The 25,419-nt window shown below is 65.4% G+C and carries 27 protein-coding genes and 1 pseudogene; 15 read left to right on the forward strand and 13 right to left on the reverse strand.

Features of this window, described 5'->3' with window-relative positions; genetic code table 11:
* Positions 1-46: 46 nt before the first annotated feature.
* Positions 47-508: a PPOX class F420-dependent oxidoreductase gene (locus FOY51_RS08260; RefSeq protein WP_149429735.1), complete on the reverse strand. Its 462-nt coding sequence runs from the start codon at positions 506-508 to the stop codon at positions 47-49.
* A 41-nt stretch (positions 509-549) separates the two neighbouring features.
* Here FOY51_RS08260 and FOY51_RS08265 point away from each other — a divergent pair, with 41 nt between their 5' ends.
* The 3 genes from FOY51_RS08265 (at position 550) to FOY51_RS08275 (ending at position 3,019) form a co-directional block, all read left to right on the forward strand.
* Positions 550-1,242, forward strand: coding sequence for a GAP family protein (locus tag FOY51_RS08265; RefSeq protein ID WP_149429736.1), 693 nt, complete (start codon positions 550-552; stop codon positions 1,240-1,242).
* Positions 1,243-1,306: 64 nt separating this feature from the next.
* Positions 1,307-1,789, forward strand: a complete 483-nt coding sequence (locus FOY51_RS08270; RefSeq protein ID WP_149429737.1) for a cation:proton antiporter regulatory subunit — start codon at positions 1,307-1,309, stop codon at positions 1,787-1,789.
* 27 nt (positions 1,790-1,816) lie between these two features.
* A complete protein-coding gene (locus tag FOY51_RS08275; RefSeq protein WP_149429738.1) occupies positions 1,817-3,019 on the forward strand; it encodes a cation:proton antiporter in 1,203 nt (400 codons plus the stop codon).
* On the opposite strand, the gene FOY51_RS08280 is transcribed toward FOY51_RS08275, so the two are convergent.
* The 4 genes and pseudogenes from FOY51_RS08280 to ppgK form a co-directional block, all read right to left on the reverse strand.
* The gene (locus FOY51_RS08280; protein ID WP_149429739.1) at positions 3,009-4,421 is read right to left on the reverse strand and encodes an FGGY-family carbohydrate kinase; all 1,413 of its coding nucleotides are present in this window, start codon (positions 4,419-4,421) and stop codon (positions 3,009-3,011) included. The genes FOY51_RS08275 and FOY51_RS08280 overlap by 11 nt on opposite strands.
* Before the next feature lie 46 nt (positions 4,422-4,467).
* Positions 4,468-4,962 carry a CAP domain-containing protein gene (locus tag FOY51_RS08285; protein WP_187776242.1) on the reverse strand — a complete coding sequence of 165 codons (495 nt, stop codon included), beginning with the start codon at positions 4,960-4,962 and terminating at the stop codon, positions 4,468-4,470.
* A 74-nt stretch (positions 4,963-5,036) separates the two neighbouring features.
* Positions 5,037-6,473, reverse strand: a pseudogene (locus tag FOY51_RS08290) (RNA polymerase sigma factor); the annotation flags it as partial.
* Between the two features lie 44 nt (positions 6,474-6,517).
* Entirely contained in the window at positions 6,518-7,282 is a 765-nt protein-coding gene (gene ppgK, locus FOY51_RS08295) for a polyphosphate--glucose phosphotransferase (RefSeq protein WP_149429742.1), read from the reverse strand.
* Between the two features lie 85 nt (positions 7,283-7,367).
* On the opposite strand from ppgK, the gene FOY51_RS08300 reads away from it, so the two are divergent.
* Positions 7,368-8,261, forward strand: a complete 894-nt coding sequence (locus FOY51_RS08300) for an inositol monophosphatase family protein (protein WP_149429743.1) — start codon at positions 7,368-7,370, stop codon at positions 8,259-8,261.
* A gap of 4 nt (positions 8,262-8,265) precedes the next feature.
* On the opposite strand, the gene cei is transcribed toward FOY51_RS08300, so the two are convergent.
* Positions 8,266-8,952 (reverse strand): envelope integrity protein Cei, encoded by a 687-nt coding sequence (gene cei, locus FOY51_RS08305; RefSeq protein ID WP_149429744.1) that lies wholly within the window; start codon positions 8,950-8,952, stop codon positions 8,266-8,268.
* A gap of 473 nt (positions 8,953-9,425) precedes the next feature.
* On the opposite strand from cei, the gene FOY51_RS08310 reads away from it, so the two are divergent.
* Entirely contained in the window at positions 9,426-9,728 is a 303-nt protein-coding gene (locus FOY51_RS08310) for a DUF4193 domain-containing protein (RefSeq protein WP_149429745.1), read from the forward strand.
* A 59-nt stretch (positions 9,729-9,787) separates the two neighbouring features.
* Here the strand turns inward: FOY51_RS08310 and FOY51_RS08315 are convergent, their stop codons facing one another.
* Positions 9,788-10,330, reverse strand: a complete 543-nt coding sequence (locus FOY51_RS08315; protein WP_149429746.1) for a DUF3093 domain-containing protein — start codon at positions 10,328-10,330, stop codon at positions 9,788-9,790.
* A gap of 46 nt (positions 10,331-10,376) precedes the next feature.
* Between FOY51_RS08315 and dut the strand changes: the two genes are divergently transcribed.
* Positions 10,377-10,856 (forward strand): dUTP diphosphatase, encoded by a 480-nt coding sequence (gene dut / locus FOY51_RS08320; RefSeq protein ID WP_149429747.1) that lies wholly within the window; start codon positions 10,377-10,379, stop codon positions 10,854-10,856.
* Positions 10,857-10,858: 2 nt separating this feature from the next.
* Positions 10,859-11,689 carry a DUF3710 domain-containing protein gene (locus FOY51_RS08325; RefSeq protein ID WP_149429748.1) on the forward strand — a complete coding sequence of 277 codons (831 nt, stop codon included), beginning with the start codon at positions 10,859-10,861 and terminating at the stop codon, positions 11,687-11,689.
* Positions 11,690-11,695: 6 nt separating this feature from the next.
* Here FOY51_RS08325 and FOY51_RS08330 read toward each other — a convergent pair whose 3' ends face one another.
* Entirely contained in the window at positions 11,696-12,409 is a 714-nt protein-coding gene (locus FOY51_RS08330; protein ID WP_149429749.1) for an alpha/beta hydrolase, read from the reverse strand.
* Positions 12,410-12,557: 148 nt separating this feature from the next.
* Between FOY51_RS08330 and FOY51_RS08335 the strand changes: the two genes are divergently transcribed.
* On the forward strand, positions 12,558-12,935 hold the full coding sequence (locus FOY51_RS08335; protein WP_149429750.1) for an OB-fold nucleic acid binding domain-containing protein: 378 nt from the start codon (positions 12,558-12,560) through the stop codon (positions 12,933-12,935).
* Positions 12,936-12,976: 41 nt separating this feature from the next.
* Positions 12,977-13,624 carry a DUF3159 domain-containing protein gene (locus FOY51_RS08340; RefSeq protein ID WP_149429751.1) on the forward strand — a complete coding sequence of 216 codons (648 nt, stop codon included), beginning with the start codon at positions 12,977-12,979 and terminating at the stop codon, positions 13,622-13,624.
* On the opposite strand, the gene FOY51_RS08345 is transcribed toward FOY51_RS08340, so the two are convergent.
* Together FOY51_RS08345 and FOY51_RS08350 are read right to left on the reverse strand one after the other, a co-directional pair.
* Entirely contained in the window at positions 13,621-14,277 is a 657-nt protein-coding gene (locus tag FOY51_RS08345; RefSeq protein ID WP_149429752.1) for a potassium channel family protein, read from the reverse strand. The genes FOY51_RS08340 and FOY51_RS08345 overlap by 4 nt on opposite strands.
* An 11-nt stretch (positions 14,278-14,288) precedes the next feature.
* Positions 14,289-14,954 carry a potassium channel family protein gene (locus tag FOY51_RS08350; protein ID WP_149429753.1) on the reverse strand — a complete coding sequence of 222 codons (666 nt, stop codon included), beginning with the start codon at positions 14,952-14,954 and terminating at the stop codon, positions 14,289-14,291.
* Between the two features lie 143 nt (positions 14,955-15,097).
* Between FOY51_RS08350 and FOY51_RS08355 the strand changes: the two genes are divergently transcribed.
* Positions 15,098-17,086: an APC family permease gene (locus FOY51_RS08355; RefSeq protein ID WP_149429754.1), complete on the forward strand. Its 1,989-nt coding sequence runs from the start codon at positions 15,098-15,100 to the stop codon at positions 17,084-17,086.
* Complete coding sequence (locus FOY51_RS08360) at positions 17,083-18,354, forward strand: class I SAM-dependent RNA methyltransferase (protein ID WP_149429755.1); 1,272 nt, start codon at positions 17,083-17,085, stop codon at positions 18,352-18,354. Before FOY51_RS08355 ends, FOY51_RS08360 begins: the two co-directional genes overlap by 4 nt.
* A gap of 1 nt (position 18,355) precedes the next feature.
* Here the strand turns inward: FOY51_RS08360 and FOY51_RS08365 are convergent, their stop codons facing one another.
* On the reverse strand, positions 18,356-19,753 hold the full coding sequence (locus FOY51_RS08365) for a lipase family protein (RefSeq protein WP_235916198.1): 1,398 nt from the start codon (positions 19,751-19,753) through the stop codon (positions 18,356-18,358).
* Positions 19,754-19,909: 156 nt separating this feature from the next.
* Here FOY51_RS08365 and FOY51_RS08370 point away from each other — a divergent pair, with 156 nt between their 5' ends.
* Positions 19,910-20,104, forward strand: coding sequence for a hypothetical protein (locus tag FOY51_RS08370; protein WP_149429756.1), 195 nt, complete (start codon positions 19,910-19,912; stop codon positions 20,102-20,104).
* Positions 20,105-20,377: 273 nt separating this feature from the next.
* Positions 20,378-20,899, forward strand: coding sequence for a CGNR zinc finger domain-containing protein (locus tag FOY51_RS08375; RefSeq protein WP_149429757.1), 522 nt, complete (start codon positions 20,378-20,380; stop codon positions 20,897-20,899).
* 1 nt (position 20,900) lies between these two features.
* Here FOY51_RS08375 and FOY51_RS08380 read toward each other — a convergent pair whose 3' ends face one another.
* Positions 20,901-21,770, reverse strand: a complete 870-nt coding sequence (locus FOY51_RS08380) for a LysR family transcriptional regulator ArgP (RefSeq protein WP_149429758.1) — start codon at positions 21,768-21,770, stop codon at positions 20,901-20,903.
* Between the two features lie 73 nt (positions 21,771-21,843).
* Here FOY51_RS08380 and FOY51_RS08385 point away from each other — a divergent pair, with 73 nt between their 5' ends.
* On the forward strand, positions 21,844-22,443 hold the full coding sequence (locus tag FOY51_RS08385; protein WP_149429759.1) for a LysE/ArgO family amino acid transporter: 600 nt from the start codon (positions 21,844-21,846) through the stop codon (positions 22,441-22,443).
* 11 nt (positions 22,444-22,454) lie between these two features.
* On the opposite strand, the gene glsA is transcribed toward FOY51_RS08385, so the two are convergent.
* On the reverse strand, positions 22,455-24,272 hold the full coding sequence (gene glsA, locus FOY51_RS08390) for a glutaminase A (RefSeq protein WP_149429760.1): 1,818 nt from the start codon (positions 24,270-24,272) through the stop codon (positions 22,455-22,457).
* Between the two features lie 62 nt (positions 24,273-24,334).
* Here glsA and dapA point away from each other — a divergent pair, with 62 nt between their 5' ends.
* On the forward strand, positions 24,335-25,225 hold the full coding sequence (dapA, locus tag FOY51_RS08395; protein WP_149429761.1) for a 4-hydroxy-tetrahydrodipicolinate synthase: 891 nt from the start codon (positions 24,335-24,337) through the stop codon (positions 25,223-25,225).
* Positions 25,226-25,419: the final 194 nt, after the last annotated feature.

The following is a 25,419-nucleotide window of genomic DNA, read 5'->3' on the forward strand; positions in this document are numbered from 1 at the left end:
CGATGTGGTCGAGCGACTACCGAATCACCGTGTAGGTGTGACCGATTCAGGCCCGCCCGGGCGGGAACCCTCCTTTGGCGACGGGACCCCACCGCTCGGGCGTGACCCGCAGCAGGACTTTGCCCTGCTCGACCATTGCCGCTCGGTATTCGTCCCAGTCGGAATGTTCGCCGGCGATGACCCGGAAGTAATCGACAAGCGGCTCCACGGCGTCGGGCAGATCGATCACCTCGGCGGGGCCGTCGACCCGCACGTACGCGCCGTTGAACTCGTCGGACAGCACAGTGACGCTGGCCTTGCCTGCACGCCGAACATTGCGTGTCTTGGCCCGCTCGGGGTAGCTGGCGATCACGATTCGCCCGTCGCCGTCCACGCCGCCGGTCACCGGCGAACTCTGCAACGAGCCGTCGGCGCGAAAAGTGGTGAGCACCATGTTGTGTCGGGGAGTGACGAACTCGAGCAGCTCGGCGCGGCCCACTCGATCTGTGGTGGCAAGTGTTCTCGGCATACGGTCCACAGTGCCAGGTGTAGGCAACTGGCGACGTCGGCATGGTGATCGCAACGCTGGCCGGTCTGGCGTTGATCGACGCCACCAGCATCGGGACGTTGGTGATCCCGGTGTGGCTGTTGCTGGCGTCGGAGCGACCACCCGCACGGCGTCTCGCGCAGTATCTCGGCGCGATCGCGGCGTTCTACTTCATGGTCGGGATCGCGCTGACGATTGCGGTGCGAACGGGTATCGACACGCTGACGGCCGAGGTGCGAACGCCTGTGGTGCTGTGGCCGCAACTCGTGGTCGGTGTCGCCTTGTTCGCCGTGTCCTGGCGTTTCGACTCCGCGAGACGGCGCAGAGCCGGGGCACCGGATCGGGCTGTTCGGTGGCGCGCCAGAGCACTCGACGCCCAATCGTCGGGGCGGGGTCTTGCGATGCTGGCGGTGAGTGCGGGATCGATCGAACTGTTCTCGATGTTGCCGTATCTGGCCGCGATCGGGCTGATCGTATCGACCGGAACGACTGCCGTGCAATGGATTCCATTGCTGGCGGGCTACTGCGCGGTGATGATCGCACCCGCGGCGATCGCGATCGTCGCTCGATCGGTAGCAGGCGAGCGCGTCGAGGCGATGCTGGCGCGGGTGGACGGGTTCGTGTCCCGGCACGCCGACAGTGCTCTCGGGTGGATGCTCGGCATCGTCGGGTTTCTGTTGGCGAGCGACGCGGCCACCGCACTGTTCGTCGAGTGACGGGACAGCCTGAATTGTCCGGGTGCTCTGCGGCGAAGGCAGGTACGGGGATAGTGTCGAGCATGTGAACGTGGAAGTGACTCCGCTGCCCGGAATCGGTGTCCGCAAGGACTTCGAACTTGCCTCCGGTCGGCGCATCGGTGTGGTAACCCACCGCGACGGGACGGTCGATCTGATCGTCTCCAAACGCGACGACCCGGATGCCTGCGCAGCCCAGGTACCGCTCTCCAACGAGGAGGCGGCGGTGCTCGGCAACCTGCTGGGTGCGCCGCAGTTGGTCTCGCAACTGCAAGAAGAACACCGCGACCTGCCGGGCATCAGCACCCGGCAGATGCCGATTCTCGAAGGCTCGCCCTTCGACGGCCGCACCCTGGGCGAGACCGCCATGCGGACTAGGACCAAGGTGTCGATCGTCGCTGCCATGCGTGCGGGACAGGTTCACCCGTCGCCCGGCCCCGACTTCACATTCACAGCCGGTGACCTGCTCGTGGTCGTCGGCACTTCGGAAGGGCTCGACGCCGCCGCCAAGATCTTGCACCACGGGTGACGGTTATGGCCCTGCGCTGGGACCGACATGGATAACACAGCGCTTGCACTCATCGAGTTGGGTGCAGTCTTCTTCGCGTTGGGGGTGCTCGGCCGTGTCGCGGGGCGGTTCGGCATGTCACCGATCCCGCTCTATCTGCTCGGCGGGCTCGCCTTCGGCAGCGGCGGCTTCGTTCCGTTGGGGGCGGCCAACGAGTTCAGTCATCTTGCCAGCGAGATCGGCGTTGTTCTGCTGCTGTTGCTGCTCGGGTTGGAATACACCGCACCCGAACTGGTCACCGGTCTGCGCCGATCGTGGATGGCGGGTCTGCTCGACATCGTGCTCAACGCGACCCCTGGCGCGATCGTGGCGCTCGCCCTCGGCTGGGGCCCCACCGGCGCGCTCACATTGGGCGGCGTCACCTACATTTCGTCGTCGGGCATCGTCGCAAAAGTCCTCACCGATCTGGGACGCCTCGGTAACCGTGAGACGCCGGTGGTGCTGTCGATCCTGGTGTTCGAGGACCTGGCGATGGCCGCGTATCTGCCGATCCTCACCGCGTTGCTCGCCGGCGTCGGGGTGTTCGGCGGGTTGAAAGCTCTGTGCATCGCGCTCCTGGTGATCACCGGGGTGCTGGTCGTCGCATTGCGGTTCGGGCATTACGTGTCGGCGATCGTCGACAGTGCGGATCGGGAAGTGTTTCTGCTGAAACTGCTCGGTGCGGCGTTGCTGGTGGCCGGTGTCGCGTCGGCCCTGCAGGTATCCGCCGCTGTCGGCGCGTTCATGCTCGGCATCGCCATCTCGGGTTCAACGGCCCACAATGCCGCCAAACTGCTGGAACCGCTGCGTGATCTGTTCGCGGCCATGTTCTTCGTCGTTTTCGGTCTGAGCACCGATCCGGCAAGCATCCCGCCGGTGCTGGGCTGGGCGATCGTGCTCGCGGTGGTGACCACCCTCACCAAGGTGGCGACCGGCTGGTGGGCGGCCAAACGGCAGAACGTCGGCAAGATGGGTCGCGCTCGCGCGGGTGCGGCCTTGGTGGCGCGCGGCGAATTCTCGATCGTCATCGCCGGTCTCGCGGTCACCGCGGGGGCTGTCGAGAAGGAGCTGGCGGCGCTGGCGACCGCCTACGTGTTGCTGATGGCCGTGCTGGGACCTACCGCAGCCCGACTTGTCGAACCCACCGTCCGGTTCCTCCAGCGTTCGACGACGCCGAATTCACCCGATCAGGATCCGTTCTTCACTCCGTAGGCGGCTGCACACCGTCGGTGAGGTCGCGAACCGCGGCGTAGCGTTCGCGCACCTGCGGCTGCGGATCCGCTTCGTAGCGTTGGGTATCGGCCTGCGGCCACGTCGGCGGTCGATCGGTTCCGGCGAGCGTCCAGGCCGCCTGGCGTGCGGCGCCGTCGGCGACGTACTCGCCCGGCGAGGGCACCAGCACCGGAACGCCGAGGATGGCCGGGGCGAGTCGGCGCACGGCTTCCGAGCGGGCACCGCCGCCGATCAGGATCACGCGACGCACCTGCACGCCCTGGGCGATCAGGTGATCGACGCCGTCGGCGAGGCCGCACAACAGACCTTCGACGGTGGCGCGCGCGAGATGCGCAGGCGTCGACGTCGCGATGGTCAAACCGTGGACGGCACCGGTGGCGTGCGGTCGGTTGGGTGTGCGTTCGCCTTCGAAGTACGGCACCATCACCAGGCCATCGCTACCGGGCGGAGCTGCAAGGGCGAGCGACGACAACGCGGCGTGGTCGACGCCCAGCAGCGTCGTGGTGGCATCGAGGACGCGAGCGGCGTTGAGCGTGCACACGAGGGGGAGTTGGCGTCCGGTCGCGTCGGCGAACCCGGCGACAATTCCGGAGGCGTCGCGAGCCGCCGCACTCGACACCGCGGACACGACGCCGGACGTGCCGATCGAGATCACGACGTCGCCCTCGCCTGCGTCCAGCGCAAGGGCGGCGGCGGCGTTGTCGCCGGTGCCGGGGCCGATCACGGCGCCACCACGATGCTCGCCGACCCGCTCGTATGGGCCGGCTACTCGAGGCAGCTGTGGGCGCCGGTCGCGAAATGCCAAGCGGAGCAGGTCTTCTCGATATTCGTCGGTGACGGCCGAGAAGTAGCCGGTGCCGCTGGCGTCGCCGCGATCGGTTGCCAACGCGTCGAGGCCGGCGTCGGTGCCGAGGTGCCAGGTGAGCCAGTCGTGGGGGAGGCAGACGGCCGCGGTGCGGTCGGCGTTGTGTGGTTCGGCATCGGCGACCCACCGAAGTCTGCTTGCCGTGATCGCGGCAAGGGGGACGACGCCGACGGCGTCTGCCCATGCCTGAGCGCCACCGAGTTCCTCGACCAGAGCGGTCGCCGCATCCGCGGATCGGGTGTCGTTCCACAGCAGGGCGGGTCGCACCACTTCACCGCTGGAATCCAGACACACCAAGCCGTGCTGCTGAGCACCGACCGACAGTGCGGCCACGTCGTCGAGCCCGCCCGCCGCGGAGATCGCTTCGCCGAGCGCGACGAACCACTCCGCGGGATCCACTTCGGTGCCCGGCGGATGGGTCGCTCGTCCCGAGCGGACGAGCACGCCCGAATCGGCATCGCGAATGACGACCTTGCACGACTGCGTCGACGAATCGACGCCTGCTACCAGCGGCACACAGCCGACCGTACCCGTGCTGTGCCGACTACCTCAGGGAGGCAGGTTACTTCGGGCGCGCCAAATCGATGGTCCAGTAGGACAGCGCGTTCGGGCCGGCCTGCAGACCGAAGCCGACCTGGGTGAAGGTGCAGTTCGCGAGGTTGGTCTTCACCTTGTCGCTGTTCAGAAGCGCCTTGGTGACGTCTGTGCTCGACGCGTTGAAGTCGGTGGTCAGCGGAAGCTCCGCGGTGCTGCTGGCCGCGTAGCCCGCAGCCGCGATCCGGGTATCCGGCGTGGACTTGTCCGAGCCGATGGTCGACACGTTCTTGGTCCGGGCCATGTCCGCCGAGTGGCCCTGAGCGGCCGCAGTGAGCTGCGGGTTCACCGAGAGTGATGCGCAGCCGAGCTTGGCGCGGGCGGCGTTGATCTGGCCGACCGAAGCATTGGTGTCGAGCGACGATGCCGACGCGGGCACGGCGAGCGCGACACTTGCCGCCGCGATGCCGACAGCCGAGATCGCCAGGGTGACGCCGCGGCGCGTGGTGTTACCGATATGCATAGCGGGAACCTTAGCGTTCGAGAGGCCCTCGCGCACTGCGAGGGGCATCCTGTTCGGTCTAGTCCAGTTCGGGCCTAGTCCAGGTAGTCGCGCAACACCTGCGAGCGCGACGGGTGACGCAGCTTGCTCATGGTCTTCGACTCGATCTGACGGATGCGCTCACGCGTGACGCCGTAGACCTGGCCGATCTCGTCGAGCGTGCGCGGCTGACCGTCGGTGAGGCCGAAGCGCAGGCGAACGACGCCTGCCTCGCGCTCGGACAGCGTCTCCAGCACCGACTGCAGCTGATCCTGCAGCAGGGTGAACGACACGGCATCTACTGCGACAACGGCTTCGGAGTCCTCGATGAAGTCGCCGAGCTGGCTGTCGCCCTCGTCGCCGATGGTCTGGTCCAGCGAGATGGGCTCACGCGCGTACTGCTGGATCTCCAGCACCTTCTCGGGCGTGATGTCCATTTCCTTGGCGAGCTCTTCTGGGGTGGGCTCGCGGCCCAGGTCCTGGAGCAGTTCACGCTGGATGCGGCCGAGCTTGTTGATGACCTCGACCATGTGCACCGGGATACGGATGGTGCGGGCCTGGTCGGCCATGGCGCGGGTGATGGCCTGACGGATCCACCAGGTTGCATACGTGGAGAACTTGTAGCCCTTGGTGTAGTCGAACTTCTCTACCGCGCGAATCAGACCGAGGTTGCCTTCCTGAATCAGATCCAGGAACGCCATGCCACGACCGGTATAGCGCTTGGCCAACGACACGACCAGTCGGAGGTTTGCCTCGAGCAGGTGGTTCTTCGCGCGGTTGCCGTCACGGCAGATCCAGGTGAGGTCGCGACGCTGAGCAACGGGGAGCTTGTCGCCCTTCTCGGCGAACTCACGCATCTTCTCGGTGGCGTAGAGCCCGGCCTCGATGCGCTTGGCGAGTTCCACCTCTTCCTCGGCGTTGAGGAGGGCGACCTTGCCGATCTGCTTCAGGTACGCGCGGACCGAGTCGGCGGACGCGGTGAGCTCGGCATCCTTACGCGCCTGGCGAAGGGCTTCGGATTCCTCTTCGTCCCAGACGAAGTCGCCGGACGCCTTGTCAGCGGGCGTCGGTTCCTCGACAGCGCCGTCGTCTTCGGTCGCATCGGCGCCGACGGCAACCACCTCGACGACGTCGGATTCGGCTGCCGCCAACTCGCCTTCGGGTACTTCGAGCTGACTGATGTCTTCGATCTCGTTGCTGTCCGCGCCGTCGGCGTTGTCCGCGGTCGGTGCAGCTTTCTTAGCGGGCGCCTTCTTGGCGGCAGCTTTCTTAGCCGGCGCCTTCTTTGCGGGAGCCTTTTTCGCCGCTACCTTCTTGGCCGGAGCCCTGGTACCCGATGCTGCGGCTGAAGCGCTCGCGTCGTCGTTGGTACCGTTCTCGGTCAGAGAGTCGGTCTGACGGGTATTCGTGGCTACCACGTACGCCCTTTCGTGACGGTGTCGTGCGGCGTCACGCCAGAGTGTTTTCCGGCGGAGAGGTCTGTCGGGTTTCCCCGGTCAGTCACCGGGTATTCACCATTGTAACGACAGATCACGAATCACTCCGGCGCGATGCCCGTCTCGGCGGCCATGGCGGCTCCCACGATGCCCGCGGTGTTGAGCAATTTCGCCGGAACGACCGGAGTTCGGTTGGTCAGCAACGGGATCCATTTGTCGCTCTTGCGGCTGATGCCGCCGCCTGCGATGAACAGATCGGGCCAGAAGAGCGCCTCGTAGGTCGACAGCACGCGGCTGACTCTCTCGGCCCACTCTTCGTAGCTCCAGCCCTTCTTCTCCTTGACCGACGATGCCGCGCGGTGCTCGGCTTCCTTGCCGCCGACCTCGAGGTGACCCAACTCGGTATTGGGTACCAGCACGCCGTGGTTGAGCAGGGCAGATCCGATTCCGGTCCCAAGGGTGACCAGGATGACAAGACCGGTGGCGTCCTTGCCTGCGCCGTACTTGTCCTCGGCCAGTCCGGCGGCGTCTGCGTCGTTGAGCACGGTGACCTCACGGCCGCCCAACGCTTTGCTGAACAAGGCGTCCGCGTCGGTGCCGATCCACGACTTGTCGATGTTGGCGGCCGTATGCACGATTCCGGCGGAGACGACGGAGGGGAGCGTGATCCCGACCGGTCCTTCCCACGACGCCTCGGCGACGATTTTGGCCGCTGTGTCGGCGATCGCTTCCGGCGTGGCAGGCTGCGGCGTAAGGATCTTGATTCGTTCGCCGATCAATTCGCCTGTCGACAAATCGACAGTTCCGCCTTTCACCCCGCTGCCGCCGACGTCGATTCCGAATGCTGTCTTTACTTGATCAGGCATGAAGTTCTCCCGGCGAAGTGTGGTCCGGCTCTCGTCGGAGCCAACATTAGTGCGTAAGTACCGGTATCTGTGTTGCGATTGAGAGGTGCCTGAGTCGGAATCCGAAAATTTGCCCGGTGTTGACCTACTCGAATTGCGAGACGTAGCGGTCCGGATCGCCGAGGAGGCTGCCGCGCACGTTCGGGCTCGCCGTCCAGAGGTGTTCGGCGGGGTGGGTGCCAGTCGCATCACCGACGACGCCGATAGCGTCCAATCCAAAAGCACGCCAACGGATCCGGTCACGGTGGTGGACACCGAAACCGAGGAAGTCGTTCGCGCACTGCTGGCGCGTTTGCGCCCCGAGGATCGGATTCTCGGTGAGGAGGGCGGTGGGTCGTCGCAATCGCTGCACGGTATTCGCTGGGTGGTCGATCCGATCGATGGAACCGTCAATTTCCTCTACGGAATTCCGGCCTACGCGGTCTCGGTGGGCGTGCAGATCGAGGGTCGCTCGGTCGCCGGCGCAGTGGTCGACGTCGCACGTGAATACACCTACAGCGCGGCGCTGGGGCACGGCGCTACTCGGTCGGGCGACGGTACGAGGACCGACTTGCGGTGCACCGACATCGAATCCGTGTCGATGGCTCTGGTGGCCACCGGATTCGGCTACGGCGCTGCTCGTCGCACCGCGCAGGGCGAGCTGATCGGTGCATTGCTACCGCGGGTTCGTGACATCAGACGCATCGGATCGGCTGCGTTGGACCTGTGCATGGTCGCGTCCGGCCAGGTGGACGCGCACTTCGAGCACGGATTGAGCCCGTGGGACTGGGCGGCCGGTGCCTTGATCGCCGCTGAGGCCGGTGCCCACGTCCATCTGCCCACCGCCGATTCGATGAGTGCGGCAGGCGATGTCGTGGTCGCCGTCGCACCTGGTATCGCGTCGGAGTTGGGCGCGATCTTCGACGAGATCGGGGCTTACGCACCCATTCCGGACGCTTGAACGGTCAGCACTTCGCCGTGCGGGCGGCTTCGAGCAACTTGATGTCCAAGGGCGCAGGAGCTACGCCGGGCGGCGGGTCCTTCAGCGACCGCAGTACTTCGTCGGCATCCGTGTTCGGCGCGATGTCGCTGAAATAGGTGCCGAGGGCAAGGTCGACGGTGTCGTCCTGACGTTTGTCTTCGATCAGTTCGGCGCACGGCGCCGCCAACTGCAACGTTGCCGCTGCCGCCTGGCCGCTGGGACCGAATCGGATCTGGCTCGAGCACTGCATGTTCTGATCGACGTAGACGGGATCGTTGCCTACCTGCACGTCGGGAGCACTTGCGAAGCCGTAGTCGCTGAGCTCGGAGGCGACGTGCGCAGCTTGACCTCGCTCACCGTTGGCGTTGAAGACGCGCACCTTGGTCGCCGAAAGGGCGGCGGGCTCCACATCGTGCACGCTGGCCGATCCGACCCGCTCACCCAGCGGAGCGGGTGGCGGGGCGCCGGGATCCTGCGACGCGGGGACGGTGGGGCTGTTGCACGCCATCGCAGCCGTACTCGCGTCGTCGGATGTGAACACCTTGATCCAGACCACGGCGCCGATCAACGCCGTGATGGCGACCATCACCAGCCAGGGGGTGGCCCGGCGATGCGGGTACCGCTTACCGTCCGGGTCCGTCGAACTGCCCTCGGTGATCAGTGAAACCACAGTGTGCCTTTCGTGGGAACCACGGCGTCGCTTTCGTGGTTCGGTCTGCGAAAAGTGCAGCGTTCCGACGGGAATGCGGTCGGCATGCGTCATCACTCTAGATGGCCCGACTCGGTGTGACGACGATCCCCGGGGTTCGCGGAATGTCTCGCGGCGCGGCGTTGTTGGTGACGATTGCCCGACACTTTCGTGCTGATCGGATCGCGAGAGCGACAATTGCCGATCTGTCCGCTATTGTCTGGCGGCCGAGACCGAAATTTCGCAGCGTGGCAAACCAGGGTCGAGGAACCGTTCTCGGTGCAGTTCGTGTTTCTCCAACCGCCGTTTCGGGCACTTTCGAACAACCCGAGACGTTGACACAACACCAAGTTCGAGTGCACCACCGGCGGTCATGGTGACGGCGTCGAAACGGATCGTTTCGACGCGGCGATGCCAGGGCCGGGATACATGAAGGAAGACGAGGGGAAGAGACAATGGCAACCGACTACGACGCACCGAGGCGAACCGAATCCGACGATGTGTCGGAGGATTCGCTGGAGGAACTGAAAGCCCGCCGCAACGAGGCGCAGTCCGCCGTTGTGGACGTGGACGAGTCCGATACCGCGGAGTCGTTCGAACTGCCGGGCGCTGACCTGTCCGGCGAAGAGCTCTCGGTTCGGGTCATCCCGAAGCAGGCGGACGAGTTCACCTGTGCGAGCTGTTTCCTGGTTCACCATCGGAGCAGGCTTGCGAGCAGCTCGAACGGCCAGCTGATCTGCATGGACTGTGCCGCGTAGCGACGCGGTCCATGAAAATTGCCGCGTAGCGACGCGGTCCATGAAAGTTGTGCCGCGGTTTATCTCGTCTCGGGCGCCGAGCTGCTAGCTCCGGCGTCCGAGACACCCATCGCGGCCAATAGTGCGGCAGGGCGGCGAGTGCTCAGCAACCAATAGGGCGTCGGATCGTCCGGGTCGTCGAGCACCACGAGCACCATCGACGGCACCCACGGTCGATGCTGCACGTATGCCGCTGGATCCAATTGCCGCCCGAGTGCGGCACTTTTTGCGCTGGCGGGAATGGATCCCGCTCGCGCGACCACGTTCAAGGGCAGATGCGCCCTACCGACCCGCAACTCGCCGGCACTCGCGCCGGCGGCGGGTACCACTTCGACCGTCAGCCTGCTGAAGAACAACAGCACCCATACGGGCAGTGGGAACAGGATCACGTAGGGCAGCCAGGCCCGGAGGCCGGGGGCGCCCATGTGGATCTCCGCGGCCAACAGTCCCGTGATAGCCAAACCGATGGGCCACCACCACAGCGGAACCCATAGACGCTCGGAATATTTCGTTCCTGAGTCGCCATCGCGTTCGGCAGGAGCTGGCCGGGATTGTTCTGACACCAGTCCAGCCTAAACAGCCGCGGCCGTGGGCGTAGTCTCGGTCCACGTGAGCGGCATACCCCCCATCGCCCTGCGGCGCCTCGACCCAGAGATAGCAATTCCCCAGCGTGCCCATGAGGGCGATGCCGGTGTCGACCTGTGCAGCACGGTCGACGTCACCATCGCACCAGGTGAGCGGACGCTGGTCGGAACCGGAATTGCGATCGCACTACCGGTCGGCACCGTGGGCCTGATCCATCCGCGGTCCGGCCTCGCGGCAAAGTCAGGGCTGTCGGTAGTGAATACGCCGGGCACCGTCGACGCCGGCTATCGCGGCGAGATCAAGGTGTGCCTGATCAACCACGATCTGCAGACGCCGATCGAGCTGCGACGCGGCGATCGGATCGCCCAGCTGCTGGTACAGCGGGTCGAGTTGGTCGACTTCGTCGAGGTCGACGAGCTGGACGAGACTGCTCGCGGAGCAGGCGGATACGGGTCGAGCGGCGGCCACGCCAGCTTGTCTGCCGCGGTGACGAAGGGGGCATGATCATGTTCGGAAAGCGTAAGAAGGCAACCGATTCCGAGCCGGAGACGTTCTTCGCGGACGAACCGCGCGGCTACCATCGAGCCCCCGACGACGACGCCGCGGACGACTTCGACGATGTCGCGGACGAGTACGCACCGACTGCGTCGGACGAGGATCGCGGACCGTACGACGCCAACGATGTCGAAGAAGACTCCTTCGAAGGCGAGCGACTGGATCTGGGCTCGGTGATCGTGCCCGTGCCCGCCGGCGGCCAGCTTCAGGTCGAGATGGGCCCGGACGGCGCCCCGCAAGCCGTGCACCTGATGTTGACCGATGTCGGTCGCATCACTGTCGCTGCCTATGCGGCACCGAAATCGGCAGGGCAGTGGCGCGATGTCACGACCGACCTCGCCGACTCGCTGCGCAAGGACAACGGCTCGGTGAGTATCGAGAACGGTCCGTGGGGTCGCGAACTGGTGGCATCGGCCGAGGGCGCCGACATGCGTTTCATCGGTGTCGACGGCTACCGCTGGATGGTCCGGCTGGTCGCCGTCGGGCCGAAGGGAGCGGCCGAGGAAGGGCTGCCCCTTGTCGAGGCGGCGCGCGAAATTCTGCGGGAGACGGTCGTACGCCGCGGCGACGATCCGCACCCAGTGCGCACGCCGTTGCCGGTCGTGCTGCCGCAGGTGCTGGCGGAACAATTGATGGCCGCCCACCAACAGCAGTTGGCGCAGCAAGCCGCCGCCGAGCTGGAGCCGGCGTTACCCCAGCCGAGCGAACCGGAACCGCAGCAGCCGAAGCGGCCGCGACGCGGTGCGGGCGGCTCCGCAATGCAGCAGCTGGGTCGCCAGTAGCGGAATTCAGAGCACGAAACCCGTTGCAGCCAAAGCAGTTACGGCGCCGTTGCCCAGTTCCGCCGGGTCGGCGCCGATCCTGTCCAGGGTCGTACGGAACAGCCCGGCGCGGGGGAGTCGAGCGGCCCACTCCTCGCCGACGGCCAGCGGGTGCACCGGATCGTCGACGGCCGAGCAGATGCCGACAGGCACCGTGCACCCCGACAGGTCGTCGAGCGTGGGCGCACCGTAGCGCGCGGCTTCGTCGAGCGCGGCGGGCAGGTCCGGCCACTGCTGATGCCACGATGCGGTCAGGGTATCGGCGAGCCATGGTGGACTACTGGCACGCATCTCGGCGGTGACCGAGTCGAGTCCCTGGTCGCGCAGTTTCTGGGCGGTGAATGCCGCGCTCAGGGCGGCGGGAGCACTGCCTGATGCTCCGGTCCACGGGGGCAGAGCAACCAGCACGGCAACAGCTGTGGCGTCGGCTTCGATCGCCCAATTCACTGCGGCGGCAGCACCGAGGGAAATGCCGCCGACCAGAATCGGGCCGTACCGCTGCGACGCATCGACCATCGCTGTGACGTAACTCTCGATGACGCGGCGCGGGTCCGGTTCGACGGCGATCAGCGGAATCGAGAGGCCGCTCACACACGGCCCGAAGGCAACCTTCGCAAATGCCGCGTTGGAGCCTGTACCAGGCAAAACAACGGCGGCACGAGGCCGCGGACCAGGCTGCATGCCTCGATTTTGCCAAGAACGTTTTTGTACCGGCGCACCGAGTGGTTCGTGTATCAGGATGGGTCTACAGTCGACTTCGGATGGCCTGGAAGGTAGTAGTTTCGAGGCCGAGATTTGCACCGCACCACAATTGCTCGAGGAGCGCGCCATGGCATCCCCCGCCACAGGCTATTTTCGACGGCTGGGCAAGAAGTTGACCGAGGACATCGATCAACGCGACGCCCGCGAAATGGCAGAGACCGCCGACGCCTCGGGAGCGCAGCGGGCGTCGGAGTGTTGCCGCGGTGACGAGGTCACCATGCTGGGCAGGCTCCGCAGCGTCGAGGCATGCCCGAAGGCCGCGGGTGCGGGCATGGAAGCCGAATTCTTCGATGGCACCGACACCATCACCCTCGTATGGATCGGTCGTCGTCGCATTCCTGGCATCGAACCGGGCAAGACCGTCAAGGTGCGGGGCCGCGTCGGTGAACGCGGGTCGGACAAGGTGATCTACAACCCGTACTACGAACTGCAGGAAAACAGCTAGCGGATTCCCGGGTCGGCCATGCCTTGTGGCACCCTCGTCTGGTGACCGACAACCAACCCCAGACCATCCTCGAGCAACTCGGGGGCATCAGCGGGTTGATCTACTCGACCCTGCCGATCCTGGTGTTCGTGCCGGTCAACAGCATTTTCGACCTCACAGTGGCAGTCTGGTCGGCGCTGGGCGTTGCTGCCGCGATCCTGGTCTGGCGGCTGATCCGTCGAGGTCCCGTGCAGCCTGCGATCTCCGGATTCATCGGCGTCGGTGTCTGCGCGTTCATCGCGTACCGGACCGGCGATGCGAAGGGCTTTTTCCTCTTCGGTATCTACACCAGCCTGCTCTACGGCGGCGTGTTTCTGGTGTCGATTCTGGTTCGCTGGCCGCTGGTCGGCGTGCTGTGGGGATTCCTGAACGGGCACGGCAACTCGTGGCGCTCCGACCGTAGGGCATTGATCGGCTACGACATCGCCACCGCCGCCTGGGTGCTGGTCTTCGGGGCGCGCTACCTGGTGCAGTCGCAGCTCTACGACGCCGACCAGGCGGGTTGGCTCGCTGTCGCACGTATCGCGATGGGCTGGCCGTTGACCGCGTTGGCGTTCCTGGTCAGCGTGTGGGCCGCGCGGCGCGCAGACCACATGGTGAAGAAGAGCGAACCGGCCGTGGTCGAGGACGCCGAAGACAAGCCTGCTTAAACGCCGACCGCCGCTCGTAGCGCATCTTCGACCTCGACGGACGCCACGAACAGCAGTTCGTCGCCGCCTTCGAGCGGGTCGTCGGACTGCGGGACGATCACCCGACCACCACGCAGAATCGTGACCAGCGCGGCATCGCGCGGCAAGTCGAGCTTGCGGACCGGCTTGCCGGCAAGCGGTGTGTTGCCGGGCAGGGTGATCTCGACCAGGTTCGCCTGACCTTGACGAAACGTCATCAATCGCACCAGGTCGCCGACGGATACCGCTTCTTCGACCAACGACGCGAGAATCCGCGGCGTCGACACCGCGACGTCTACACCCCAGGACGGGTCGAAGAGCCACTCGTTGCGGGGATCGTTCACTCGGGCAACGACACGTCTGATGCCGAACTCGGTCTTGGCGAGCAGGCTCAGCACCAGGTTGGCCTTGTCGTCGCCGGTAGCGGCGATCACCACCTCGTACGTCTCGAGTTTCGCGGCCTCCAGCAGGGCTAGCTCACACGCGTCTGCGTGGACCCACGTCGCCTCGGGAATCGCTTTCGAATCGACGTGATCGAGTTGGCGTTCCAGCAGCATCACGTCGTGCTCCGCCCGGATCAGCTCACGGGCGATCGATCGTCCGACCGCACCCGCGCCGGCAATTGCGACTCTCATCGTCGATGTCCTCAGTTCTCTGCCGGTGGGGGGTTGCCTGCCAAGGCGACGGCCTCGCCGACCGTGCCGGAGACCGCGGCGATGTACACGGTGTCGTCGGCCTGGATGACGGTCTTCCGATTGGGGAGCACGCCCTCACCGAAGCGGACAATGAAGGCGACACGTGACCCGGTGGCGGTCTCGAGATCGGTGACGGTCTTGCCGAACCAGTCTTCGTGCAAGCTCAGTTGGGCAACGGCGACCGCACCGGACGGGTCGCGCCATTTGGTGATCTCGTTGTCCTGGACGAGGGTGTGCAGGAACCGGTCGGTGGTCCAGGGAACCGTTGCGACAGTAGGGATTCCGAGCCGTTCGTACACGGCGGCGCGCTTGGCGTCGTAAATCCGTGCGACGACGCGTTCCACTCCGAACGTCTCGCGCGCGACGCGTGCCGAAATGATGTTGGAGTTGTCACCGGACGAGACGGCCGCGAATGCCTGGGCTCGTTCGATTCCGGCGTTCACGAGCACGTCCCGGTCGAAACCCATTCCGACGACGCGATGGCCGGCGAAGTCGGGTCCGAGTCGCAGAAACGAGCTCTCGTCTCGATCGATCACGGCTACTTCGTGCCCGATACGTTCCAGACCCGCGGCGAGTGCCGAGCCGACGCGTCCGCATCCCATCACGACTACGTACAACGCTTGTCACTCCCCATCACTGTTGCTGCCCACGGCATGGAACCGTACCGCCGATCACACCACGGCGCGCCTGCATCGGCGCGGATCGGGTCGAGGTGGTGGTGCTCGAAATGGATGTTCCCGGTTGCGGCTACGCTTTCCCGGTGTCCAAGCTCACGACGGCGACCAAGCGCCTCTTGCTAGGTAGGCCCTTCCGTAGCGACACACTGGGGCACACCCTGCTACCGAAGCGAATCGCCTTGCCGGTTTTCGCATCGGACGCGTTGTCGTCGGTCGCTTATGCGCCCGAGGAAGTCTTCCTCGTTCTCTCCACCGCGGGCCTGTCTGCGTACGTGTATGCGCCGTGGGTCGGCCTCGCGACCGCCGCGGTGATGATCGTCGTCGTCGCCAGCTATCGGCAGAACGTGCATGCGTACCCATCGGGCGGCGGTGACTACGAGGTCGCCACCACCAACCTCGGCCCGACCGCAGGGCTCACCGTGGGTAGCGCGCTGCTGGTGGACTACGTGCTCACCGTGGCGGTGTCGATGTCGTCCGCGGCGTCCAACATCGGATCGGCTGTGCCGTTCGTCGCCGAACACAAGGTGCTGTTCGCAGTCGCGGCCATCGTGTTGTTGACCGCGGTGAACCTGCGTGGCATCCGGGAATCCGGCATCGCCTTCGCCATTCCGACGTACGCATTCATCGTCGGCATGATTTTCATGCTCGGCTGGGGGCTGTTCCGCATCTATGTACTCGGCGACAACATCAAAGCCGAGTCGGCAGGATTCGAACTGCACGGCGAGAATTCGCACCTCTACGGCATCGCATTCGCGTTTCTGATCGCACGAGCATTCTCGTCCGGCTGTGCCGCGCTGACCGGGGTCGAGGCCATCAGCAACGGCGTTCCCGCGTTCCGCAAGCCCAAGTCACGCAACGCTGCCACCACGCTGCTCATGCTGGGTGGCATCTCGATTTTGTTGCTGCTCGGCATCATCCTGCTCGCGCAGAAGCTTGGAATCGTCTACGCGCAGGACCCGAGGACGCAGCTCGGTGGGGCGCCGGACAGCTATCAGCAGAAGACGTTGATCGCGCAGATCGCGCATTCGGTGTTCAGTGATTTCCCCGTCGCCTTCTTCTTCATCACCGTCGTCACCGCTCTGATCCTGGTGCTGGCCGCGAACACCGCGTTCAACGGTTTTCCCGTACTCGGGTCGGTGCTTGCGCAAGACCGGTTCCTGCCGCGCCAGCTGCACACCCGCGGCGATCGATTGGCCTTCAGCAACGGCATCCTGTTCCTCGCCGGTGCGGCCATCGCGTTCGTCGTGCTCTTCGGCGCCGAGGTCACCAAGCTGATCCAGCTCTACATCGTCGGCGTGTTCGTGTCGTTCGTGCTCAGCCAGACCGGCATGATTCGACACTGGACGCGACATCTGCGTACCGAGACCGATCCGGCGGAGCGCTCGCGCATGATGCGTTCGCGCGTCATCAATGCGATCGGCTTGACCATGACGGCGATTGTGCTGGTGATCGTGCTGGTCACCAAGTTCCTCGCCGGTGCCTGGATCGCCATCGTGACGATGACCGCGATCTTTGTTTTGATGCGACTCATCCGTAAGCACTACGACACGGTCGCCAAGGAACTCGCCGATACCGAGTGGGACGGCGTGCTGCCCAGCCGCACGCATTCGATCGTCCTGGTGTCCAAGCTGCACATGCCGACGATGCGCGCGCTCGCCTACGCACGGGCGACGCGACCGGACACACTCGAGGCCATCACCGTCAACGTCGACGAGCCCGACACCCGCGCTCTTGTGCGCGAATGGGAGAAGAGCGACGTGACGGTGCCGCTCAAGGTCGTCGAATCGCCGTATCGCGAAGTCACCAAACCGGTCCTCGACTACGTCAAGCGGGTGCGCAAGGATGCGCCGCGCGACGTGGTGACGGTCTTCATCCCCGAGTACGTCGTCGGCCATTGGTGGGAGCAGATTCTGCACAACCAGAGCGCGTTGCGGCTCAAGGGGCGGCTGTTGTTCGAGCCCGGTGTGATGGTGACGAGCGTTCCGTGGCAGCTGATGTCGTCCGAGCGCGCCAAGCGCGAAGGCTGGGAAGACGCACCTGGTGCAATTCGACGCGGTTATCAGGACAAGTGACTGATTCGCGCTGGTTCGGCCGCACGTTGGAGTTGCGGTTGGGCAATCCTGGGCACGGCGGTTTCTGCGTCGCTCGTCACGAGGGTCGAGTCGTGTTCGTTCGGCACGGCTTGCCGGGGGAGTTGGTTCGAGCAACGATCACCGAGGATCGGGGCGGATCGTTCTGTCGCGCGGACGCCGTCGAGATCATCGAGGCCTCGGCCGATCGCATCCCCGCGCTATGCCCGGTCGCCGGACCCGGTGGCGCCGGATGCTGCGATTTCTCGCACGCGACGTTGTCGGCTCAGCGCGCCATCAAGGCGAGTGTGGTGGCCGAACAACTTCGACGACTTGCCGGGCTCGACATGAGTGTCGACGTCGACGAGATCGCGGGAACAGGTAACGGCGGAGGTTGGCGAACGCGGGTTCGGCTGGCCGTCGACGACCGAGGTCGCGTGGGAACCCACCGCTTCCGAAGTTCGGATGTGATCACCGATCTTCGCTGCCCCCAACCCGTTCCGGGGGCGATGGATGGTTTGGACGATCAGGAGTGGCGCCCGGGATCCGACGTGCAGGTGGCGATCGACAGCGAGCGGACTCGCCATGTCGTGGAGCTCGAGCCCGCGCGGGTGTCGAAAACGGGCAAGCGCAGTCCTGGGCGCAGGGGAGCGATGGCTCGACGTGCTGCCGCAGGCGGTCCGCGTGCCGAGCGCGTGGTCGATGGAACCGGGAAACCCGTTCAGCGCGTGGGTGATCGGGAGTGGCGCGTGGGTGCGACCGGCTTCTGGCAGGCCCATCGTGGCGCGGCCGACGCCTATTCGCAGGTGATCTCGGAGTGGGCGCAGGCATCGCGCGACGCTGTGGTGTGGGACTTGTACAGCGGTGCAGGTGTTTTCGCGGCCCAGCTGGCAGAGCAAGTCGGTGCATCGGGAACCGTTGCGGCGGTGGAATCGTCGGGCGCCGCGGTGGCAGACGGGGTCCGCGCGCTGGGCGACCTGCCGCAGATCGACATGCGGGCGCAACGGGTGGAGCGCGCCATCCCCGAGCTACCGGCCCGCCCCCAGGTGGTGGTGCTCGATCCGCCCCGCGCAGGGGCTGGGCGCGAGGTGATAGCTGCAGTCGCACACCACGGTCCGGAGCGCATCGTCCATATCGGTTGCGACCCGGCCTCTTTCGCGCGCGATGTCTCGCTGTACCAGAGCGAGGGTTACCGGGTGGAGCAGATCCGAGCATTCGACGCGTTCCCGCTCACGCATCACGTCGAATGCATCGGCTTGTTCGTCCGCTGAATCAGCGGCCCTGACCGAGGGCCACCCCGAACAGCATCTTGATCGTGGTCACGACGAAGTCCGGCAGAGCACTCAGGTTGCCTTGATCGAGCAGAGTCGATGCGACGGTGGACGTGCGGCAGCCGGGCGGATTGACCGGTTGATCGCTCGACATCGCCCTGTCGAGCCAGGCGAACGCGCCACCGGCGCCGGTCAGTGCGACGATGGTGTGATCGCTGACGATGTCCGGAAGCCCATCTCGAGTGTAGGTCACCGACGTACCTGTCGAGCAGTACTGAGCGACCGTCTTGTCCACTCCGGCAATCGAACTCACCTCGTCGTTGACGCCGTTGTAGATGTACATCGGGACGGTCGGTGCTGCAGGCGGGCGAGTGCGCGCTGCGATCTCACGCTTGACCACCGGATCGGCGAGCAATTGATCGAGCGGAACCGTGATGTAGCTCGAGACCTGCCGAAACATGTTGAACAGAACATTCTTGTTCAAGCATTGCGCGCCTGCGGCGGCCATGATGGACCGGCCCTCCGGGGTCAGATACTTGTCGATCGTTGCGGCGAACTCGGGCGAGTCCTTCGAGATCGAACTGACGCCGATCGGGATGAGTCCGGCGAGAATGCGGCCGTTGGCCGTGTTCAACGCGGTCGCTAGGTCGGGCACGGGTGCGCCTATCGCGGCACCGGCAAGATTCAGTTCGGGCGCGTACTTCGGTTGCAGCTCGGATGCCCAACTGGTCGCGATACCACCGCCGGAGTACCCCCACATCGCGGTCTTCGTGCTCTTGCCCGGCAGGCCGAGCGGAGCAAAGTTCTGGGCCGCGCGAATGCCGTCGAGCGTGGTGTACCCCATGACCCGCGGGGTGAGGAAGTGATTGTCGATGCCGCCGGGGTCGGGCATCGAGACCGCCCAGCCTTTGTCGAGCCCCGCAGCGGCGAGGGCGAACTCCAGCGGTGGGAGGGCCCATGGCGCCTGCTTGGTCGAATCCAGCAGGTCGAGGGGGTTTGCCTCGCGCAACGAGTACGAGGGCATGCATTCGCGTTGGGTCGAATCGTAGGCGGTTTGGTAGGACAGCAGCGGCCGCGGCTTCGCCGGTCCTTGCGGAATCATCACGGTGGTGACCGCGGCGTACGGGCTGCCGTCGGAGTTGGTGGTCCGGTAGAGCAACTGCCATGCCTGAACGTTGACGGGGAACAGCTCGAGAGCCTTGACCGTCACCGGTCGGCTCTTCAAGATTGCACCGGGCGCGGCACTCGCGAAGTTGGCGGGCGGATCGTAGAACGAGTCCGTCGGTGGCGCGGCGACGGCGGCGGGAGCAGTTGCGACGACGATCGCGCCGAACCCCACGATCATCAGCACACTCGATGCGAATCGAAGCCAGCGGTTACCCATCGAAGCCATGCTCATTCCAACCCCATTGCGCGAAACCGTCCTCAGTAGATGCCTGACGCTAACCAATCGGGCCCGGCTCGGTGCCGAAATCGGCGAGTGCGGTTGTGCCGACACCGATATCGTGCGATTCCTCCCGGTATTCGGGAGTACTTGCAACGGATCCCCTTGGCGGTGCGGGAATACCGTCGCATCGGCGACGACCAGTGGGACACGATTCTTTCGCCACTGTTCGACATGCCGGGCGCCGACAAGCCGGGCCCGCTTCGCGCCGCGATCAACCACTACGCCTACGACGACGCCTGGGTCCCCCGACATGCTCGCAGGCAGAACCGTGGACGAAGCAGGATGCGACAAGTTCGACGGTGATCTCCTGGGCGCCGAGCCGTCACGACGCGTGGCCGCGCGCCCACCTGGCACTACTTCTGGCAGCTGAAGAAGTTGACGGGTCGGAGGGGCTGATCGTCTGCAGCGCAACCGATTCGGAAGACAATCGGTGTCTCCACGTACTCGACCAATCGGCGCGCACGGCAGTTGCAGCGTTGGTAAGACACCGTGCCGGTACTCGTCCTATGGGTCGATTCGTTCATCCACTGGTGTCCATGCATGTCGGTCATCCCACCAGTGTGTTGTAATGCCATTGTGCATCTCAACCCTTACGGTGCCGATGCGGTGGTGCTGGCGACCGAGCTCGTCAACGACCCGCCCGATGACGTCCGAGCGCTCGCGCGGCGATGCGTCGACGCGGGTGTGGTGGTCGAGGTCGAACCGACCGCCGCCGACTTCGCCGCCACCCACCGTTTCCTCGACGCCTGGACCGAGGTGGTCGACGCAGAGTCGGATGCCGAGCGCGCACTGCTGCTGAACCGACTGCTCGCTCGGGCATCGGCCTATCCACGGTTGACGGACCACGCAGAGACCGGCTGGCATATTCACTACCGGGACCCGGACATGCCGTTGAGCGGCGTTCTCGAGGCGCTCTTGAGCGTCGGAACAGCTCTGCACCTCACGGGGCGTGGGATGGATCGACTCGGCAGGTGTGCCACCGCGGAATGTGGTCGGGTGTTCGCGGACGTCTCACGCAACGGACGGCAACGCTACTGCAGCCCGGCGTGTTCCAATCGGGACGCGGTGCGGCGGCATCGGGCACGCAGTCGCGGGTAGCTCACCGTCGAAGGGGTGCGGCTGCGGCGCGCACCATCTCGGTGATGCGATCCACTCGGGGTGATCGCAGCCGCCAGCATTGCCAGTACAGGGGTACGTCTACGCGATCGCGGATGCTCAGCCTGACCAGCCGTCCTGTCTCTAGGTCGTCGCCCAATTGATCCTCCGGCACGGTGCCCCAACCCAATCCGGCGCGGACTGCGTAGATGAAGCCCTCCGACGACGGCACTCGATGCGTCGGTGGCACCGAGTTCACGCGATGCGCGTCGAGTATTCGTTGTTGCAGATCGTCTTTGGCGTTGAATCGAACGACAGGCATCGACGACCAAGCGGTACCCCGTGCCGTCGAAAAGCGTTGGGCGAGCTGAGGTGCGGCAACCGGTAGGTAGCGGATCAAGCCGAGCGGTTCCACCGAGCAGCCCTGCACCGCAACGGGATCGGAGGTCACGGCGCCCAGAACTGCGCCGCTGCGCAACAGTGCGGCAGAGTGATCCTGATCTTCGACGTGCAGCCGCAGCATCACCTCACCCCATCGGGCGCACTCGTCGATCACCGGTCGGAACCAGGTTGCGAGGGAGTCCGCGTTCACGGCGACCGGGAGTTCGGTCAGCGCGCGCTCACCGGAAGACAATTCGGCAAGTGCCTCGCTGGTCAACAGTCGCCGCTGTCGTGCCATCCGCAGCAGAATTGTGCCTGCGTCGGTCGCCCGGCACGGCGTGGTGCGTACGACCAATACCTGCCCGACGGTCGATTCCAATCCGCGAATCCGTTGGCTGACGGCGGACGGAGTCACCGACAGCGCACGCGCCGCGGCATCGAAAGTGCCGTGGTCGACGATGGCCGCCAGCGCGTCCAGTTGATCATCGTTCATGTGAAGTGATGCTAATGGTTGGTTAGAAACATTCGCTTCACTAATGTGGTGCCGAGACCTAGCGTCAGTGTCGATGACAGCACTCCTCGCGGGCTTGTTGACCGGCCTCTCCCTCATAGTCGCGATCGGCGCGCAGAACGCATACGTGCTCCGGCAAGGACTTTCGCGCAATCACATCGGTGTCGTGGTCGCGATCTGCACATTCGCCGATGCCGTGCTGATCATGGCCGGCGTGAGCGGCGTCGGCGCAATCATCGAATGCAACTCGACCGCGCTGTCGGTTCTGGTGTGGATCGGTGCCACCTACCTCGTCGGGTTCGGGCTGCTGTCGTTGTGGCGCGCGCGGAAGCCGCAGTCGCTGCGACCCGCTCCGGAGAACGGGCGGGGGAGGGCCGCGGTGATCGCCGCGACGCTCGCGTTGACCTTTCTCAACCCGCACGTCTACCTCGACACCGTGCTGATGCTCGGTTCGATCGCGAATCAATATGGTGCGCAGGGCAGATGGTGGTTCGGCGGCGGCGCGGTCGCAGGCAGCGTCATCTGGTTCACCGGGTTGGGGTACGGGGCACGAGCTGCTGCTGACGTCGTAGCCCGACCCCTCACGTGGGGGATTCTCGACACCGTCATCGGCATCGTGATGATCCTGCTCGCGGTCAAGTTGATCCTGATGTAGCGGCGCTGGAATCAGCTCGAAATGCGTTGGCTCAGAGTCTGTATCGCCGCCGACATCTGCTGATAGGCGCCCGCCGCCAGCTGCTCGAGCAAGGCAAGTTTCACGTCCGGATACGCGGTCGTCAACGCCGCGAACGCCGCCGCAGGCAGCACGTACACCGTGACCCGGGAGTCCGCGCGCACATCCACCAGGGAATCGGTACCGAGCAACATCGGCATCTCGCCGAAACTCATACCGGCGGCCAGAGTGGTGATCCGGTGTGTCACCTCGTCCGGCGCCGTCACGGTGGTGCTGACCCGCCCGCTCGTGATCAGGAACAACCCGTCAGGGGTGTCGCCGTGCCGCATCAGCACCTCGTCGCGCACGTAGGTCCGTTCCGCCAACTCGGGGAGGAAATTCGACAGTTGCTTCGGCGTCAGTCGAGCCAGCATCGGATGGTCGCCGATCGGCACGGATGTGGGTTGTCGGCGACCACCGCAGTGCCGATCGAGCAGAATCTCCTCTACCCACTCGGTGGCCGATTCGAGATCGGCGAAAGTGCGGCCTTTCGCGGCGTCGGAGCCGACGCCGGCACCGCCGAGCAGGCCCTCCGGATCCACCAGCACCACCTGGCAGCCGCGGGTCAGGAGATCGTGGCGCAGATCGTCGAGCATGCGACGCGCGACGAGACCGACGTCGTCCACGCGACGGACATCGATGATCAATGCGTCCACCTTGTCGCGCAGCAGGCTGATCTCGCGAACCGCCGTTTCCGCGCCCGCGAACAGTAGGTCGCCGTGCAGTTCGAAAATTCGACCCTGAGATCCGTTGCGCTGCAGCGTTGCTCGTTCGGCATCGGTGCGTCGAGTTCGCGACGGCGCGTCGGCGACGGTGTAGCGGGCGCGAATGGACGATTTTGCGGGCCTCGGCACGTGCAAGAAATGCAGTTCTAGTTCGCGCGACAGCATCCGGCACGCTTGCACCCCGCGGACGCTGTTGCCGTGCTCGTCGAGGCGCGGCGAGTAGACGGCGATCCCGATTTGACCGGGTAACACCGCCAACACACCGCCGCCGACACCGCTCTTGGCAGGCAGGCCGACGTCGGCAACCCAGGTTCCGGCCGCGTCGTACATTCCGCAGGTGGTCATGACGCTGAGCACGCGTTCGACCAGTTCGGTCGACAGCGCGCGCTCGTGGGTCGTCGGATTGACGCCGTTGTTGGCCATCGTTGCTGCCATCATCGACAGATCGCGGCAGGTGACGTCGATGGAGCATTGCTGGAAGTAGGTGTCGACAGCCTGGTCGGGATCGTCGGTGATGATGTCGAACGAGCGCAGCATGTGCCCGATGGCCCGGTTGCGATGCCCGGTGCGCGCTTCGGATCGATAAACGGAGTCGTTGATGGCCAGCTCACGCCCGGCGTAGCGCGAGTAGGTGGCACGAATTCGCTCGAACCTGTCGGACGCCGATGCGCCGGTGATCAACGACGCCGACGTGATGGCGCCTGCATTGATCATCGGGTTGCGCGGACGCTCGGTGACCGGGTCCAGGCTGATCTCGTTGAACGGCTCACCGGACGGTTCCACGTCGATCTTCTCCGCCACTCCTGCGAGCCCACGATCGCCAAGAGCAAGGCCGTAGGTGAAGGGCTTCGAGATCGATTGGATGGTGAACGGCACGTCCGTGTCGCCGACCTCGTAGACGTACCCGTCGCTGGTGGCGATGCAGATGCCGAAGGAGTCGGGTTCGACGGCGTCCAGTTCCGGAATGTAGTCCGCCAGCGCACCGTCCCGATTGCGCAGGCACTCGTCGTAGACCGCGGCAATGAACCCGTCGACCACGTTCGGCATTGCTTCACCCTAACGTCGGTGGGTGACCGAAGGGCGCCCGCCGACGGTAGTGTCCAGCAACTATGGAGACCACCCCGTTCGGCCGCGTCATCACCGCGATGGTGACGCCCATGCACGACGACGGCTCGATCGACTACGACGGCCTGCAGCGGCTTGCCGTTCACCTCGCCGACCACGGCCACGACGGGCTACTGGTCAACGGCACCACCGGTGAATCACCGACCACCACCGACGACGAGGACTACGCGTCGGTGCAAGCGGTCGTCGAAGCCGTCGGCGATCGCGTAGCGGTGATGGCGGGCTGCGGCACCAACGACACCGAGCACTCTGCCCGTGCCGCGCGAGAGATGGTGGCCCGTGGCGCGGACGCGCTGTTGGTGGTCACGCCGTACTACAACAAGCCCCCGCAGGACTGCATCCTCGAACATTTCCGCGTCGTCGCCGAGGCCGGCGGGCAGACGCCGGTCATGTTGTACGACATTCCCGGCCGCACCGGCACGGCGCTCACCACCGACACGATTCGACGCGCCGCCGAGATCGAGCAGGTCAAGGCTGTCAAGGACGCCAAGGGCGACCTGTTCGAGGCCAGCCGACTGATGGCGGAGACCGATCTGCTCTGGTACTCCGGTGACGACGTCATCAACCTCCCGCACCTCGCGCAGGGCGCCACGGGAATCGTGTCCGTGGTGGGACACGTCGCAGGCGACCGCTACGCCGAGATGATCGCTTGCGTGGACCGAGGCGACCTGGTGCGGGCGCGCGCGATCCACCGACAGCTGATTCCCGCGATCGACGCGATCATGAACATCTCGCAAGGTGCGATCCAGGTGAAGGCCGCGCTGAAGATGATGGGGATCATCGAGTCCGACCGACTGCGAATGCCGTTGCGGCAGGGCCCAGCCGAACACGTCGAACGGCTGCGGACCGGCCTCGCAGCGGCAGGCTTGCTCTGATCGAAGGACGCGTGGACTTGATGGGGTGTGCTCGGATCTACTGTGGTCCTGGAGGGGATCGCCGCATAGTGTGAGAGGACTTCGATCGCAGGTGACAAGAGTCTCAGGGAGTGTGCGGCGGCGCTTCGATGCGCTCCGTAGACTGACGGGACTGTTTTGGCCCGCAGGGGTCGTGCAATCCGGAGGGAGCGTTT

Origin of the sequence: Antrihabitans cavernicola, from assembly GCF_008297975.1 — a bacterium.
GTDB lineage: Bacteria > Actinomycetota > Actinomycetes > Mycobacteriales > Mycobacteriaceae > Antrihabitans > Antrihabitans cavernicola.